Source organism: Arthrobacter sp. TJ-170, from assembly GCF_058269305.1.
In genome coordinates this window covers 458,573-474,171 of sequence record NZ_JBZCNL010000002.1, presented here as the reverse complement: position 1 = coordinate 474,171, position 15,599 = coordinate 458,573, and the positions used below count along the sequence as shown (strand labels likewise).

Sequence of the window (15,599 nt, the reverse complement as noted above, 5' to 3'; positions counted from 1 at the left end):
GTGCTGATTCTGTCCCTTGATACGTCCGCTGCCGCCAGCGCCGCGCTGGTGCGTGACGGCGTCGTCCTCCAGCGGTTCGCCTCGACCGACACGCGCTCGCACGCCGAAGTGCTGGCTCCCGCCGTCGAGCGGTTGCTGGCGGACGCCGGTGTGGCGGGAACCGAACTGGACGCCATGGTCGTGGGCGTCGGGCCCGGGCCCTTCACCGGACTCCGCGCGGGTATCGCAACCGCGCGCATGCTCTCCTTCGTGTGGAACGTGCCGCTGCACGGGGTCATGAGCCTGGATGCGGTGGCCCTCGATGCCGGCCACCCCGAGGGAGAATTCTCGGTTGCCACCGACGCGCGGCGCAAGGAAGTGTACTGGGCACGCTACCGCGCCGGGTCGCCGCTGCCGCAGCTTGTGGACGGACCCCATGTGGGTCCGGCTGAGAGCGTTCCCGACCTGCCCGTCTACGGCCGCGGCGCCGGCCTCTATACCGAGCGGCTGGCCGGCACAGCCGGGGCAACCGACCTCACGCCCGACGCCGTCGCGCTGGCCCTCGTTGCCGACCGCACCCTGGCGGCGGGCGGAACCCTGCGCCCCACGACGCCGCTCTACCTTCGTGAGTCGGACGCCAAGGTACCCGGACCGCGGAAGAAAGCCCTGCTGTGACCTTTACGCTGCGCCCGATGCGCCTCCAGGACATTCCCGCTGTCGGCAACCTCGAACAGAAGCTCTTCCCTGTCGACGCCTGGCCGCTCGAACTGTTCTTCGACGAGTTCGAGCAAACGGAGACCCGGAAGTACATGATCGCCGAGGTCGACGGACAGCTTGTTGGCTACTGCGGGGTCATGGTGCTCGGCACCACGGCCGACATCCAGACCATCGGCGTGCTGCCGGAGTACGAAGGCCAGGGGATCGGGACGGCGATGCTGACGAGCATGCTCGAGGAAGCCCGTCGCAGGGGTGCAAGGGAAATCCTGCTTGAGGTGCGCGAGGACAACCCCCGTGCGCGCCGGCTGTACGAGCGCAACGGGTTCGAGCACATCCACACCCGGCGCGGTTACTACCGGGACGGTGTCAGCGCCCATGTCATGCGCCTGACCTTCACTTTCTCCGGCGTAGCGAAAGGCGACCATGAACCGGTCTGAACCCCTGGTCCTCGGAATCGAATCCTCCTGCGATGAGACCGGCGTCGGGATCGTGCGGGGCACAACCCTGTTGACCAACGCGGTGTCGTCCTCCATGGATGAGCACGTGCGTTTCGGCGGGGTCATCCCGGAGATCGCCTCGCGTGCCCACCTTGATGCGATGGTGCCCACCCTCCAGCAGGCACTGGATGAGGCAGGCGTGACGCTGCCTGAGGTCGATGCGCTCGCCGTTACCTCCGGCCCGGGGCTGTCCGGTGCCCTCATGGTCGGAGTAGCTGCCGCGAAAGCGCTGGCGGTTGCAACAGGGAAACCGCTCTTTGCGGTGAACCACCTCGTGGCGCACGTTGGTGTTGGCCTGCTCGACGCCGGTGACCTGCCGGACAACCTCGGGGCCCTGCTGGTGTCCGGCGGCCACACGGAGATCCTGCGGGTGAGGAACCTGGCGTCCGACGTAGAGCTGCTGGGTTCCACCATCGACGATGCCGCGGGCGAGGCGTATGACAAAGTGGCACGCATTCTCGGCCTCGGCTATCCGGGCGGTCCGGTGATTGACCGGCTCGCGTCGCAGGGTGATCCTTCTGCCATCAGGTTCCCGCGCGGGCTGAGTCAGCCCAAGTATATGGGGACCGCGGAGCAGCCCGGCCCCCACCGGTACGACTGGTCCTTCAGTGGGCTGAAGACGGCGGTGGCGCGGTTCGTCGAGGACTGCGAGGCGCGCGGTGTCGAGGTACCGGTTGCCGATGTTGCGGCGTCCTTCCAGGAAGCGGTGGTCGATGTGATCACATCGAAGGCGGTGCTGGCCTGTACCGAGCACGGCATCACCTCGATGCTGCTGGGCGGGGGAGTAGCCGCCAACTCCCGGCTTCGGCAGCTGACCTGGGAACGCTGCGAAGCCGCGGGCATCTCGCTCACCATCCCGCCGGCGTCGTTATGTACTGACAACGGCGCCATGGTCGCCGCGCTCGCGGCGCGCATCATCATGGACGGCGGCGAGCCCAGCGGGATCGGTTTCGGCACCGATTCCTCTATGCCGGTGAGTACAGTCCACCTCTGACCTACGGTTGTTCCATGCTTACCTATTCGGAACTGTTTCGGACAGAGAATGCCCGGCTGAGGGAAATCCTCGAAACCGTGGAGGACTGGACGGCGCCGTCGCCATGTACCGGTTGGACGGTCCTCGACGTTCTGGACCACCTGATTGATAGCGAACGGGACTTTCTGGGACAGCACAACATCGACGCCGGCTCGCGTCCGGACTCGGCGCAGGATCCCGTGGGGGCATGGAAGTCACATGCTTCCCGCGTTCAAAACGTCCTCGACACCGCCGAGCTCGCGCAGACGTCTTTCGAGGGTTACTTCGGTCCCACGACGGTCGGAAAGACGCTCACGACGTTCTACGGCTTTGATCTGCTGGTGCATCGATGGGACATTGCGCGTGGTGCGGGTCGGGACACGCATTTCACCGAGGATGAGCTCGATCTCATTGAGAAATCCCTTGATGGTTTCGGTGAGCACCTCTACATGGAAGGCATCTGCAGGCCCGCGCTTCCTGTCCCGCCCGACGCGGATCGGGAAACCAGGCTGCTGGCGAGAATGGGACGCGACGCCGGGTGGCAGCCCTCCGTCAGCGACTGACGCCACGGCCGCCTGTCAGGCGCGGAGCTGACGCACCATATCCAGTACGACGGCGCTCAGGTCGCCATTGTTCTCGGCGGCGATGCGGCGCTGCCGCTGATACCCGGCGCCGCGCTGCAGGATCTTTTCGACGTCGGCCAATTCCTGCGAGCAGCCGAGTTTCGCCGCAACCGGTTCGAGCCGGTTGAGCTCATCCATCAGGTGCTCCGTGACGAGCCGTTCGGTGCCTGCAGCGTCGAGAATGATGATGGCCTCGAGCCCATAGCGGGCGGCGCGCCACTTGTTCTCCTGCACATGCCACGGCGGCATGGTCGGAATTGAGCCGCCGTTGTCCAGGGTGGTGGAGAAATCGTCCACGAGACACTGGGTCAGTGCAGCGACGGCGCCGACCTCCTCGAGCGTGGATAGCCCGTCGCAGACACGCATTTCAATGGTCCCGAGGTTGCCGACCGGGCGGATGTCCCAGCGGATCTCGCTCACCGTATCGATCACGCCGGTGGTGAACATGTCCTGCACGTAGGCTTCGTATTCTGCCCAGCTCCGGAACTGGAACGGCAGCCCGGCGGTTGGAAGCTGCTGGAACATCAGCGCACGCTGCGACGCGTAGCCGGTGTCCTCGCCGCCCCAGAACGGGGACGACGCCGAGATCGCCTGGAAGTGCGGGAAGTAGTTCACCAGCCCGTCGAGCACGGGAAGCACCTTGTCCCGGTGGTCCAGGCCCACGTGGACATGGACTCCGTAAATCACCATCTGGTGGCCCCACCACTGGGTGCGGTCGATGAGCTTGGAGTACCGTTCCTTGTCCGTCACAGGCTGGGAACGCGGTGCGCTGAAGGGGTGGGATCCGGCGGAGAACAACTCGACGCCCATCGGGTCAGTCACCTCGCGTACCGCGGCGAGTGACCGGCTGAGGTCCTCCTTGGCCTCCGCGACGGTGTGGCAGATTCCCGTGACGATCTCGACAGTATTGAGGAGGAGTTCCTGCTTGATGTGGGGGTGTTCGTCGTCGGCCTGGAGCTCAGGATGACGCTCGTTGACGCCCCGGAGCACTTCCTTGGCCACGGACACCAGGTCTCCGTTATACCGGTCAACAAGTGCGAGCTCCCACTCAACGCCGAGGGTCGACTGCTCCGACTTCGCGAACTCTATCTTCAATGGGTATGTGCTCCTGACCGGTACCGGACGGTGGGGAAAATTTGCCTCGGTATCGCGCCATCGCGGGTGAGAACTGACCTCAATAGTAGTGCAGAGGGCATGCTCTACGGTCGCTGAAGACGCCTCTGGGACTTAGTGTGAAGGTCAAGCCTTCGTGAGAAGAGGCACAACATGCACGCCGCGAGGAGCGAAAACATGAATGATCAGGAACAGGTTGGGAGTCGGTATGTGGTTCGATAGCTGGGCTGATGTTGGTCGGGTACTGCTGGTCGGCTCCGCCGCCTACGTCCTTCTCGTCGTCGTTCTTCGATTGTCGGGCAAGAGGACCCTCAGCCAACTCAATATCTTCGATTTCATCATCACGGTCGCACTCGGATCCACGCTGGCAACCATCCTGCTCAGTTCCGATGTCTCCTGGACTGAGGGAGCGTTCGCACTCGCCCTGCTGGCGGCGCTGCAGTTCATCGTGGCCTTTTTGTCGTCCCGCTGGCCTGGGTTCAGGGGAGCGATCACTTCCCGTCCGGTTCTCCTGTTCAGAGATGGCCAGGTCCAGGAAGAGGACCTCCGCAGGAACCGGCTGACGAAATCGGAACTTCTCCAGGCCGCCCGAATGCAGGGCAACGGTGACCTTTCCAACGTCGCCGCGATTGTGCTGGAGACCAACGGGAAAGTCAGCATTATTTCGAAGCAGAAGTTTGGTGATGGTTCCACGCTGGAGGACGTGAAGGGCGCAGGTCATAATTGACGGGTGCCGATCCTGAATAAAGACATGGTCCTGTGTATTTCCCTCGCTGCGAGGCCCAGCAACATCGGAACCCGTTTCCACAACTGGCTTTATGACCAGCTTGGGCTGAACTACATCTACAAGGCGTTCACCACCACGGACCTGCAGGCCGCCATCGGAGGTGTCCGGGCATTGGGGATTCGCGGGTGCGCCGTGTCCATGCCGTTCAAGGAGGACGTGATCCCGCTGATGGACCGGATGGATCCCTCGGCGCTGGCGATCAACTCGGTGAACACCATCGTGAACGACGACGGCGTCCTCACCGCGTACAACACCGACTACCTTGCGGTCGCCGAATTGATCGGACAGCGGACGGAGGTAACGCCGTCGTCGTCGGTTCTGTTGCGCGGATCAGGCGGAATGGCCAAGGCTGTTGCGGCGGCCGTGAGGGATGCGGGATTCACGCAGGTCACCGTCGTGGCCCGGAACGAAGAGGCAGGCAGGCGCCTGGCGGGGCTGTACGGGTTCGAGTGGCAGGCCGAGCCCGGCGATTCCACCGCGGACCTGCTCATCAATGTGACCCCGCTCGGTATGGCAGGGCAGGACGAGGAGGTCCAGTCATTCAGCGACGAGGCGATTGCTTCATCGTCGCTGGTGTTCGACGTCGTTGCGTTGCCGTCCGAAACGCCGCTTGTCCAGGCTGCCCGGCGAGCAGGCAAGCCCGTGATTACGGGTGCCGAGGTAATCGCGCTGCAGGCCGCCGAACAGTTTGTGCTCTACACCGGGGTGCGGCCGACGGCTGAGCAGATCCGCGAGGCGGGCGAATTCTCGCGCCGGCCGGCCTAGTTTTTCCCCTTAGCCCAGCACCGGATCGACGACGACGGCGACGCGGTCTTCATCGATCCTCGTCAGTACCAGCGTGGCTTTGCGGACTGACTTCTTCGAGCCGGCGAGCAGTTGTTTGCGCAGCTCCTCGGGGGTGACGGAGGTCCCGCGCTTCTTGATGTCGAGGACGCCGATGTCGTTTGCCTTGACCCAGGACTTCAGGGCCTTCACGTTGTACGGCATGACGTCAAGGATCCGGTAGGGCCTCGCGAACGGGGTTTCGACCAGTTCCGGCGCGCAGATGTACGCGATGTGCGGATCGACCAGGTGTCCGCCGATGCGCCGTGCGACGTCGGCAACCAGGCCCGAGCGGATCACGGCGCCGTCCGGCTCGTAGAGGTACCCCTCGACGGGACCGAGCGGGGCGTCGTCGTCCTCGCCGAAGTCGGTATTGCTGGTGAGTTCCGTGGCGCCCTCCGTGCCGATCAGCAGGGCGCTGCGGCGGACGTTGTCGCGGCGGAGTGCATTGAACCAGAGGACAACTTCGGCGACATCGCCGTCGACTGAAACCCACTGCGCTTCGCAGTTCGGAGGGATGGCGTCGTGGGGTATTCCGGGGCCCAGCTTCACACCCACCGGCATCCCTGTATCGGCGAGGCTCTCGACGAAGGACAGGGGAGGCGAAAAGGCCTCCGGGTCGAAGAGGCGTTTGGTACCCGAGCTGGAAGTGGTCCTTCGGGCCGGATCCAGCCAGACGCCGTCGTACCCGCTGAGGTCCACCGTTGACGCGTCAGCGTTGACCACCGTGGCGTTGGACCAAGGCAGGAGGTTCATCGTGGCGGCTGCCGCGGTGGTTTCATCAAGTTCGACGGCGGTGACGTCGCGTTCGAGGGTCGCCAGGGCCATCGAGTCGGCGCCGATGCCGCAGCCGAGGTCGGCCACCTTCTGTAGCCCGGCTGTGACGTAACGCTGGGCGTGCCGGGCGGCGACGTTGAGCCTGGTCGCCTGCTCGAGTCCGGCGGGCGTGAACAGCATCCGGGCGGCGAAGGGACCGAACTTGGCCTGGGCCTTGGCCCGCAGCCGGGACTGGGTGAGGGCCGCGTTCACCACCTCAGGGGAATGACCTGCAGCGCGGAGCTGTTCGTTGAGCCGGAGGCTTTCGGACTCGGAGTAGGGTCCGAGCGAGTTGAGCAGCTCCCAGCCCTCGGGAGTCAGGATGGGCTCAAGGAGGTTCTGGGTCAAGGTACCGCTTTCGGCGAGGGGGCTGGGCCGGGCTCTTCAGTCTAGACGTCACTCTCCCGGATCGGATCCCCCACCTGCTTTGCAGTGACACTTTGGCACTCGCCTTGACCGAGTGCTAACCGTTGCATAAAGTCGGACTTGGCACTCTCGCTATGAGGGTGCTAATCCTTCGAGGATGCGCCAACCGGCACCGCGACGACGGTCAGCGCCTGCTCGAAACCCCAGATTCATTCAAACCAAGTGAAGGAGAGGTCCGAGTGTCGGTCTCTATCAAGCCTCTTGAAGATCGTATTGTTGTTCGGCCGCTGGAAGGCGAGCAGACCACCGCTTCCGGTCTGGTTATCCCGGACACCGCCAAGGAAAAGCCCCAGGAGGGCGAGGTCGTCGCAGTAGGCCCCGGCCGCGTTGACGACAACGGCAACCGCGTTCCGGTCGACGTAGCTGAAGGCGACGTCGTCATCTACTCCAAGTACGGCGGAACCGAAGTCAAGCACAGTGGCCAGGAGTACCTGGTTCTCTCCGCCCGCGACGTTCTGGCGATCGTCGTCAAGTAGTTGTGCAGAAGAACCCCGGTCACATTCGGCCGGGGTTCTTTCCTGTAAGTAAGCGCATCCCTGCACAAGCCTGAAAGGAACGTAACCAATACAATGGCAAAGCAGTTGGAGTTTAACGACGCCGCTCGCCGCTCGCTGGAAGCCGGCGTCGACAAGCTGGCCGACACCGTCAAGGTGACGCTCGGCCCCCGCGGACGCAACGTCGTCCTCGACAAGAAGTGGGGCGCCCCCACCATCACGAACGACGGCGTGACCATCGCCCGTGAGGTTGAGCTCGACGACCCCTTCGAGAACCTCGGCGCACAGCTCGCCAAGGAAGTTGCAACCAAGACCAACGACGTTGCCGGTGACGGCACGACGACGGCCACGGTCCTCGCACAGGCACTGGTCAAGGAAGGCCTGCGCAACGTTGCTGCCGGTGCGGCCCCGGGCGCACTGAAGCGCGGCATCGAGGTCTCCATCGAGGCCGTTGCCGGCCGCCTGCTCGAAAACGCCCGCGAGGTCGTTGGCAAGCAGACCGCAAACGTTGCCGCTATCTCGGCCCAGAGCCAGGAAGTGGGCGACCTGCTCGCCGAAGCCTTTGAGAAGGTCGGCAAGGACGGCGTCATCACGATCGAGGAATCCTCGACTACGCAGACCGAGCTCGTCCTCACCGAAGGCATGCAGTTCGACAAGGGCTTCCTGAGCCCCTACTTCGTGACCGACCCCGAGCGCCAGGAAGCCGTCCTCGAAGACGCGCTGATCCTGATCAACTCGGGCAAGATCTCCGCTCTGCAGGAGTTCCTGCCGCTGCTCGAGAAGGCGCTGCAGGCCGGCAAGCCGCTGTTCATCATCGCTGAGGACATCGAGGGCGAAGCACTGTCCACCCTTGTGGTCAACAAGATCCGCGGCACCCTCAACGTTGTTGCGGTCAAGGCTCCCGGTTTCGGTGACCGCCGCAAGGCCATGCTCCAGGACATCGCCACCCTCACCGGTGCGCAGGTCGTTTCCCCGGATCTGGGCCTGAAGCTCGACCAGGTCGGCCTCGAAGTGCTGGGCACGGCCCGCCGCATCACCGTGACGAAGGACGCCACCACCATTGTTGACGGTGCAGGCAGCGAGCAGGATGTTGCCGATCGCGTTTCACAGATCCGCGCCGAGGTTGAGCGCACGGACTCTGACTGGGACCGCGAGAAGCTCCAGGAGCGCCTCGCCAAGCTCGCCGGCGGCGTTGGAGTCATCAAGGTCGGCGCAGCCACCGAGGTTGAGCTCAAGGAAAAGAAGCACCGCATCGAAGATGCTGTTTCTTCCACCCGCGCAGCCCTGGAAGAAGGAATCGTCGCAGGTGGCGGTTCCGCGCTGATCCACGCTTCGAAGGTCCTCGAAGAAGACCCGGCTGTGCTCAAGCTCGAGGGCGATGCGGCTACCGCCGTCGGCCTCGTCCGCCGTGCACTGGTCCAGCCGCTGCGCTGGATCGCCGAGAACGCAGGCTTCGAGGGCTACGTTGTCGTTGACAAGGTCGGCCAGCTTGATGTCAACCACGGCTTCAACGCCGTCACCGGCGACTACGAGAACCTCGTAGATGCCGGCATCATCGACCCGGTGAAGGTCACCCGCTCGGCCCTGCGCAACGCAGCTTCGATCGCCGCACTGGTTCTCACCACCGAGACCCTCGTGGTTGAGAAGCCGGCCGAAGAAGAAGAGCACCACGGCCACAGCCACTAGCGGCACATAGCCACTAAAGGCACCAGCCACCGGCAGCACTTGGCCGCCAGGGGCGCTCGAGCAACGTTCCGGTCTTCCCCGAAGGCCGGAACGTTGCTCGTTTCACATCTTTAAAGGGGTCATTGGAATAGGGGATGGATTCCATTCGTTCTACGATAGAAGCCGGAACGCGCCGGTCCACCGCACTGGCGATACTCCCACAGCATCCCCCCGAAAGAGGCGCCGCGTTGAGCGAACAGTCGACCCCCCATGATCCCTTCGGCTTTGTTGGCCTGACCTACGACGACGTCCTGTTGCTGCCCGGACATACTGACGTCATCCCGTCCGAAGCGGATACCAGTTCCCGGGTTTCGAAGCGCATCAGTGTGCAGACCCCGTTGTTGTCCTCCGCCATGGACACCGTCACCGAAGCCCGCATGGCGGTTGCCATGGCGCGCCAGGGCGGCCTCGGCGTCATCCACCGCAACCTGTCGATCGCCGACCAGGCCGAGCAGGTGGACCGCGTCAAGCGCAGCGAGTCCGGCATGATCACCAACCCGGTCACCGTCGGCCCTGACGCCACCCTGCGCGAGCTCGATGACCTCTGCGGCCATTACCGCGTCTCGGGCCTTCCCGTGGTCGACGGCGACGGCAGGCTCCTCGGAATCGTCACCAACCGCGACACCCGGTTTGTCTCCGAGCACGAGTTCCCGCACCGGCTGGTCCGCGAAGTGATGACCCCGATGCCGCTGGTCACGGGCCACGTGGGCATCAGCGGTGAGGATGCGATCGGCCTTCTGGGCAAGAACAAGATCGAGAAGCTTCCCCTTGTCGACGACGACGGCATCCTCCGCGGCCTCATCACCGTCAAGGACTTCACGAAAGCGGAACAGTATCCGCTGTCCACCAAGGACGACGAGGGCCGCCTCCGTGTCGGAGCCGCCATCGGTTTCTTCGGCGACGGCTGGGAACGCGCCATGACACTGGTCGACGCCGGTGTGGACGCATTGTTCGTCGATACGGCAAATGGCCACAGCGCCGGCGTCCTCGAGATGATCGCCCGGCTCAAAGCCGAGAAAGCCGCCGGGCACGTAGACGTCATCGGCGGTCAGGCCGCTACCCGCGAGGGCGCGCAGGCGCTGATCGACGCGGGTGCTGACGGCATCAAGGTAGGCGTGGGACCGGGTTCCATCTGCACCACCCGCGTGGTAGCCGGCGTCGGCGTCCCCCAGGTGACGGCCATCTATGAGTCCGCCAAGGCAGCAATTCCCGCCGGCGTTCCGGTCATCGCCGACGGCGGCCTGCAGTATTCGGGTGACATCGGCAAGGCACTGGTCGCCGGTGCGGACACCGTCATGCTCGGCTCGCTCCTCGCTGGATCGGCTGAAGCTCCCGGCGAACTGGTTTTCGTCAACGGCAAGCAGTACAAGACCTACCGCGGCATGGGTTCTCTCGGCGCAATGCAGACCCGCGGCAAGAACACGTCCTACTCCAAGGACCGCTATTCCCAGGGTGACGTCAGCGGTGATGACAAGCTCATCCCCGAGGGCGTTGAGGGCCGGGTCGCCTACCGGGGCCCGCTGTCGTCCGTGGCGTACCAGCTGGTCGGTGGCCTGCGCCAGACCATGTTCTACACCGGGGCGCGCACCATCCCGGAGCTGAAGGCCAAGGGCAAGTTCGTCCGGATCACATCTGCCGGGCTGAAGGAATCACACCCTCACGACATCCAGATGACCGTTGAGGCGCCCAATTACGGGTCCAAGTAGCAGTTCGAAGTAGACGGTCCAGGTAGCAAGCCGAATAGCCGGACAGAGCAGATGAGCGACGAGTCCCTGCGCCCACCGCGGCCGGCTCGTCCGCGGCCTGCTCTGCGGCCGTACGCCCGTGCGGTGGGGCAGGTGCTGAAGGTCAGCATCAAGGCGTCGCCGGGCGGCGTCGCTATGAAAGTGGTCGGCTCGCTCATAGCTGCCGTCCTGCCGCTGGTCACCACCTACTTCGCTGCGCTTACGACGACGGCGCTTGCCGAGGCGTACGCCGGTGACCCTGATGCCGGTGGGCAGGCCATCGTGTATGTGGTGATCACCGCGGTCCTTGGCCTGCTGTGGGGCGGGTTCAACGGCGTCGACCGCTATATCCAGCAGGTGCTGAGCTTCCGCGTCGGGGCGATCGTAGGTGACCTGATGTATGAGCGGTTCCTCGCGCTTGAGTTCTGGCGGTATGACGACAAGGAAACCGTCGATCTCTACGACCGCGCCCGCAGGTTCTCCGACTCCTACTCGCGGGTGCTGGACCGCATTGCGGCAATCTTCACGCAGCTTGTCTCGGTGGTGCTCGCCATCGGCGCACTAGTACTGGTCAGCTGGTGGATCGCGTTGATCGTGCTGGTGGCCATCGTTCCCAGCGTGTATCTGCAGTTCCGTCTCTCTCGTGAACAGATGGCCCACTGGAACACCCAAGTCGATTCCCGGCGGCAGCGGCGGATGATCGAAACGAATCTCATGCGCCCGCAGCACATCGCTGAAATGCGGCTCTACGGCATTGTGGGTTATCTGATGGACCTGCGGTCCCGGCTCCGCGACGCCGATGAGAAACGCCGTCTCGAATTCCAGCGCAAATACATCCCCAGGCAGCTGCTCGCTGACTCGCTCCAGTACGGAGCCGAGGTGATCGCACTGATCTGGGTGGTCGGCCAGATCATCGTCCGCGCCCAGCCTGTCGGCCAGTTCCTCTACGTGCAGCAGATCGTCAGCCGCGCACTGGGAACGGCAACCAGTCTCGTCACCTCGCTCAGTTCCATCGACGAGGACCTGGCGAACCTGAAGGACTACGAAGAGTTCATGGGGTATCCCGTCGCCGTCGAAGGCCAACGGCGGTTGCAGCGGGCGCCGTCGTCCGTGCGCCTTGAAGACATCCGGTTCACCTACACCGGAAGCGACATCGAGGTGCTCAAGGGAATCTCGATGGATATCCGCAGCGGACAGCACGTCGCCATCGTCGGGGAGAACGGTGCCGGTAAATCGACGCTCATCCGGATTTTCGCCGGCCTCTATCAGCCGAGCGCCGGGCGCGTTCTGCTGGACGGTGAGAACCTTGCCAACATTGAGATCTCCTCCTGGCACCGGCACCTGGCAGTCATGTCGCAGGACTTCCTCAAGTACGAATTTGCGACCGCAGCCAACAACATCTATTTTGGCGACGTCTCCGAGCTGCGGGATGACGAACGCATCGTGCGCGCAGCCCACGACGCCGAAGCCGAAGACTTCATCAAGAGACTGCCGGGCCGCTTCGAGAACCACGTCAGCAACTGGATGGAAGACCCGCGCGGGCGCAAGGGCAGCGGACTCTCGGGTGGGCAGTGGCAGCGCCTGGCGATGGCACGGAACTTCTACCGGGACGCAACATTCATCGTGATGGATGAACCCACCTCGGCAATAGATGCGCTCGCCGAACACCGAATCTTCGGACGTCTGTTCGCCGACCGCGAGCACACCATCATCGCGGTGAGCCATCGACTGGCGACCATCGAGAAAGCCGACGTCGTCTACATGCTCGAGGACGGCTGCGTCGTCGAGTCCGGCACCCACACAGAACTGGTGGCACTGCGCGGACGCTACTTCAGGATGTTCGAAAGCCAGCTGGTGGGTGAGGACAGGACCGGGACGGTGAGCTGATCCCGTCCTGGCTTTCGTCGAAGCAGGACCGCGATTCGAGCTGGGATAACCTAGACCAGTGACTTATGAGATTGAGATCGGCCGAGGCAAGCGCGGACGCAGGGCATACTCCCTCGATGACATTGCGGTGGTCCCGTCCCGCCGCACCCGCGACCCACTGGACGTCTCGGTCCAGTGGCAGATTGACGCATACCAGTTTGAGATGCCGGTCATCGCAGCCCCCATGGACTCGGCCATGTCGCCTTCCACCGCAATCGCGATGGGCAAGCTGGGTGGCCTCGGCGTGCTCAATCTCGAGGGACTCTGGACCCGCTATGAGGACCCCACGCCGGTCCTCGAAGAGATTGCCGGCCTCTCCACGGAGGACTTCAGCCCCGCGGCCACGCGTCGGATGCAGGAGCTCTACGAGGCCCCGATCCAGGCTGAACTGATTACCAGCCGGCTGGCTGAAATGCGCGACGCCGGCGTCACGGTTGCCGGTTCGCTGACCCCGCAGCGCACGCAGGAGTTCTACAAGACAGTCCTGGCCGCCGGCGTCGACATCTTCATCATCCGCGGCACCACTGTCTCCGCGGAACACGTGTCCAAAAACGAGGAACCCCTCAACCTCAAGCAGTTCATCTATGAGCTCGACGTCCCGGTGATCGTCGGCGGCGCCGCCGGTTACACACCGGCGCTGCACCTCATGCGCACCGGTGCGGCCGGCGTCCTGGTCGGCTTTGGCGGGGGAGCGACGACGACGACGCGGCGCGCCCTCGGAATCCACGCGCCGATGGCCTCTGCCATTTCGGATGTGGCCGCCGCCCGCCGCGATTACCTGGATGAATCGGGCGGCCGTTACGTCCATGTCATCGCTGACGGCGGAATGGGGGCAAGCGGGGACATCGTGAAGGCCATTGCGGTCGGAGCCGACGCCGTCATGCTGGGCTCCGCCCTGGCCCGCGCCGAGGAAGCCCCCGGCAAGGGCTGGCACTGGGGCCAGGAGGCGCACCACAGCGAGCTTCCCCGCGGCGACCGGGTGAACGTCGGTACGGTGGGGCCGCTCGAGGAAGTGCTCTGGGGACCGTCACATCACACCAACGGCGCCTCGAACATGATCGGTGCCCTGCGCCGCGCCATGGCAACCACCGGTTACTCGGACCTGAAGGAGTTCCAGCGCGTGGAGGTAGTGCTGTCGCCCTACCTTTCGAACGGCTGATTGCCTAAGGTTGAGGGACCAATTCGCGACAACGAAGGTGGATAACGGCCATGAATGAAGGCGCCCTCAGCCCCCAGCAGCGCGAAGAGTCACTCGCTGCCCTGAAGTCCACTACCGAACCCGGCAAGGAACTGGACATCCTGATCGTGGGCGGCGGCGTCGTCGGCGTTGGTTCCGCTCTGGACGCGGTGACGAGGGGTCTTGATGTGGGAATCGTCGAGGCGCGGGACTGGGCCGCCGGCACATCATCGCGGTCATCGAAGCTCATCCACGGCGGTCTGCGCTACCTTGAAATGCTCGACTTCGCGTTGGTCCAGGAAGCGCTCAAGGAGCGCGGTTTGCTGATCCAGCGGATCGCACCGCACCTGGTCCGCCCGGTGCCGTTCCTTTACCCGTTGAGCAAGCGCTTCATCGAGCGCCCGTATGTCGGCGCCGGCATCTTCCTCTACGACACCATGGGCATGACCTCCGGCAACTCGCGCGGCGTCCCCATGCACAAGCACCTCTCACGTAGGGGAACCCTCCGGGCGGCGCCGAGCCTGAAGGATGACGCCATGGTGGGCTCCATCCGCTACTACGACGCCCAGGTCGATGACGCGCGCTACGTCGTCAACATGGTGCGCACCGCCGCTTCCTACGGCGCGAAGGCGGCGAACCGGGTCTCCGTCGAGGACTTCCTGCGGGAAGGCGAGCGCGTGGTCGGCGCCCGGGTCAAGGACCATGAGACCGGCGAGGAATTCAACATCCGCGCCAAGCAGATCGTCAATGCGACCGGTGTCTGGACTGACGAAACCCAGGCCATGGTCACCGACCGCGGACAGTTGAAGGTCCGAGCCTCGAAAGGTATCCACCTGGTGGTGCCCAGGGACCGTTTCCAGTCCACCGTGGGGCTCATCCTGCGCACCGAGAAATCCGTTTTGTTCGTCATTCCCTGGGGCAGGCACTGGATCATCGGCACCACGGACACCGACTGGGACCTGGACAAGGCCCACCCTGCGGCGTCGTCGTCGGACATCGACTACATCCTTGAACACGTCAACCGCGTCCTGAAGCGGCCCCTGACACGCGAAGACGTGGAAGGTGTCTATGCCGGCCTGCGTCCGCTGCTCGCCGGGGAGAATGACTCCACGGCCAAACTTTCGCGTGAGCACGTCGTGGCGCACCCTGTCCCCGGCCTGGTCGTCGTCGCCGGAGGCAAGTGGACTACGTACCGGGTCATGGCAAAGGACGCCGTGGATGAAGCCTCGCGCGCCCTCGATGAGCGGGTACCCGAAAGCTGCACCGAGACCGTTCCCCTGCTCGGCGCCGAGGGCTACAAGGCGGCATGGAACAAGCGTGCACGCATGGCCGAGGAGTACGGGGTCCATGTGGCCCGCGTTGAACATCTGCTCCAGCGGTACGGGACCCAGGCGGAACTTGTGCTTGGGCTTATCCGGGAAAATCCCGAGCTCGCCGAACCGCTTCCCGGCGCTGACGACTACCTGGGTGCCGAGGTTGTCTTCGCGGCCACCCATGAGGACGCCCGCCATGTCGATGACGTACTGACCCGCCGCACCCGCATCTCGATCGAGTCCTGGGACCGCGGTGTGTCAGCGGCTCCCGTGGTGGCGGACCTGATGGCTCCGCACCTTGAGTGGAGCGAAGCCCAGGTTGACCGTGAGGTTAAGCACTACCTCGCGCGGGTGGAAGCCGAGAGACTCAGCCAGCAACAGCCCGACGACGTGTCGGCGGACAGCGCGCGCATGGGAGTCGAAGACATCGTCCCGCTAAGCTAGTACC

14 protein-coding genes are annotated in these 15,599 nt (G+C 64.4%); 12 read left to right on the top strand and 2 right to left on the bottom strand.

From position 1 onward, the window contains the following. The 4 genes from tsaB to AC4D1W_RS06140 are packed head-to-tail and all read left to right on the top strand — an operon-like array spanning position 1 to position 2,768. A complete protein-coding gene (gene tsaB / locus AC4D1W_RS06155) occupies positions 1–654 on the top strand; it encodes a tRNA (adenosine(37)-N6)-threonylcarbamoyltransferase complex dimerization subunit type 1 TsaB (RefSeq protein ID WP_490898144.1) in 654 nt (217 codons plus the stop codon). A 17-nt stretch (positions 655–671) separates the two neighbouring features. Next, positions 672–1,133, top strand: coding sequence for a ribosomal protein S18-alanine N-acetyltransferase (gene rimI, locus AC4D1W_RS06150; RefSeq protein WP_490898143.1), 462 nt, complete (start codon positions 672–674; stop codon positions 1,131–1,133). After that, complete coding sequence (gene tsaD, locus AC4D1W_RS06145; RefSeq protein ID WP_490889593.1) at positions 1,120–2,187, top strand: tRNA (adenosine(37)-N6)-threonylcarbamoyltransferase complex transferase subunit TsaD; 1,068 nt, start codon at positions 1,120–1,122, stop codon at positions 2,185–2,187. Before rimI ends, tsaD begins: the two co-directional genes overlap by 14 nt. A 14-nt stretch (positions 2,188–2,201) precedes the next feature. Next, positions 2,202–2,768 carry a maleylpyruvate isomerase family mycothiol-dependent enzyme gene (locus AC4D1W_RS06140; protein ID WP_490898142.1) on the top strand — a complete coding sequence of 189 codons (567 nt, stop codon included), beginning with the start codon at positions 2,202–2,204 and terminating at the stop codon, positions 2,766–2,768. Between the two features lie 15 nt (positions 2,769–2,783). Here AC4D1W_RS06140 and AC4D1W_RS06135 read toward each other — a convergent pair whose 3' ends face one another. Next, on the bottom strand, positions 2,784–3,923 hold the full coding sequence (locus AC4D1W_RS06135) for a glutamate--cysteine ligase (protein WP_490889591.1): 1,140 nt from the start codon (positions 3,921–3,923) through the stop codon (positions 2,784–2,786). Positions 3,924–4,122: 199 nt separating this feature from the next. On the opposite strand from AC4D1W_RS06135, the gene AC4D1W_RS06130 reads away from it, so the two are divergent. Together AC4D1W_RS06130 and AC4D1W_RS06125 are read left to right on the top strand one after the other, a co-directional pair. Next, positions 4,123–4,668, top strand: a complete 546-nt coding sequence (locus tag AC4D1W_RS06130; protein WP_490889589.1) for a DUF421 domain-containing protein — start codon at positions 4,123–4,125, stop codon at positions 4,666–4,668. 3 nt (positions 4,669–4,671) lie between these two features. Then, positions 4,672–5,493: a shikimate 5-dehydrogenase gene (locus AC4D1W_RS06125; protein WP_490889588.1), complete on the top strand. Its 822-nt coding sequence runs from the start codon at positions 4,672–4,674 to the stop codon at positions 5,491–5,493. 9 nt (positions 5,494–5,502) lie between these two features. Here AC4D1W_RS06125 and AC4D1W_RS06120 read toward each other — a convergent pair whose 3' ends face one another. After that, positions 5,503–6,714: a THUMP-like domain-containing protein gene (locus tag AC4D1W_RS06120; protein WP_490898141.1), complete on the bottom strand. Its 1,212-nt coding sequence runs from the start codon at positions 6,712–6,714 to the stop codon at positions 5,503–5,505. A gap of 257 nt (positions 6,715–6,971) precedes the next feature. Here AC4D1W_RS06120 and groES point away from each other — a divergent pair, with 257 nt between their 5' ends. From groES to AC4D1W_RS06090, 6 genes are all read left to right on the top strand, one after another. After that, positions 6,972–7,268: a co-chaperone GroES gene (gene groES, locus AC4D1W_RS06115; protein WP_490889585.1), complete on the top strand. Its 297-nt coding sequence runs from the start codon at positions 6,972–6,974 to the stop codon at positions 7,266–7,268. Between the two features lie 93 nt (positions 7,269–7,361). Next, the gene (gene groL / locus AC4D1W_RS06110; RefSeq protein ID WP_490889584.1) at positions 7,362–8,972 is read left to right on the top strand and encodes a chaperonin GroEL; all 1,611 of its coding nucleotides are present in this window, start codon (positions 7,362–7,364) and stop codon (positions 8,970–8,972) included. A gap of 134 nt (positions 8,973–9,106) precedes the next feature. Beyond that, entirely contained in the window at positions 9,107–10,717 is a 1,611-nt protein-coding gene (guaB, locus tag AC4D1W_RS06105; protein ID WP_490889582.1) for an IMP dehydrogenase, read from the top strand. 51 nt (positions 10,718–10,768) lie between these two features. Beyond that, a complete protein-coding gene (locus AC4D1W_RS06100; protein ID WP_490898140.1) occupies positions 10,769–12,622 on the top strand; it encodes an ABC transporter ATP-binding protein in 1,854 nt (617 codons plus the stop codon). Between the two features lie 58 nt (positions 12,623–12,680). Continuing rightward, complete coding sequence (locus tag AC4D1W_RS06095; RefSeq protein ID WP_490889579.1) at positions 12,681–13,820, top strand: GuaB3 family IMP dehydrogenase-related protein; 1,140 nt, start codon at positions 12,681–12,683, stop codon at positions 13,818–13,820. Between the two features lie 50 nt (positions 13,821–13,870). Continuing rightward, on the top strand, positions 13,871–15,595 hold the full coding sequence (locus AC4D1W_RS06090) for a glycerol-3-phosphate dehydrogenase/oxidase (RefSeq protein ID WP_490898139.1): 1,725 nt from the start codon (positions 13,871–13,873) through the stop codon (positions 15,593–15,595). Positions 15,596–15,599: the final 4 nt, after the last annotated feature.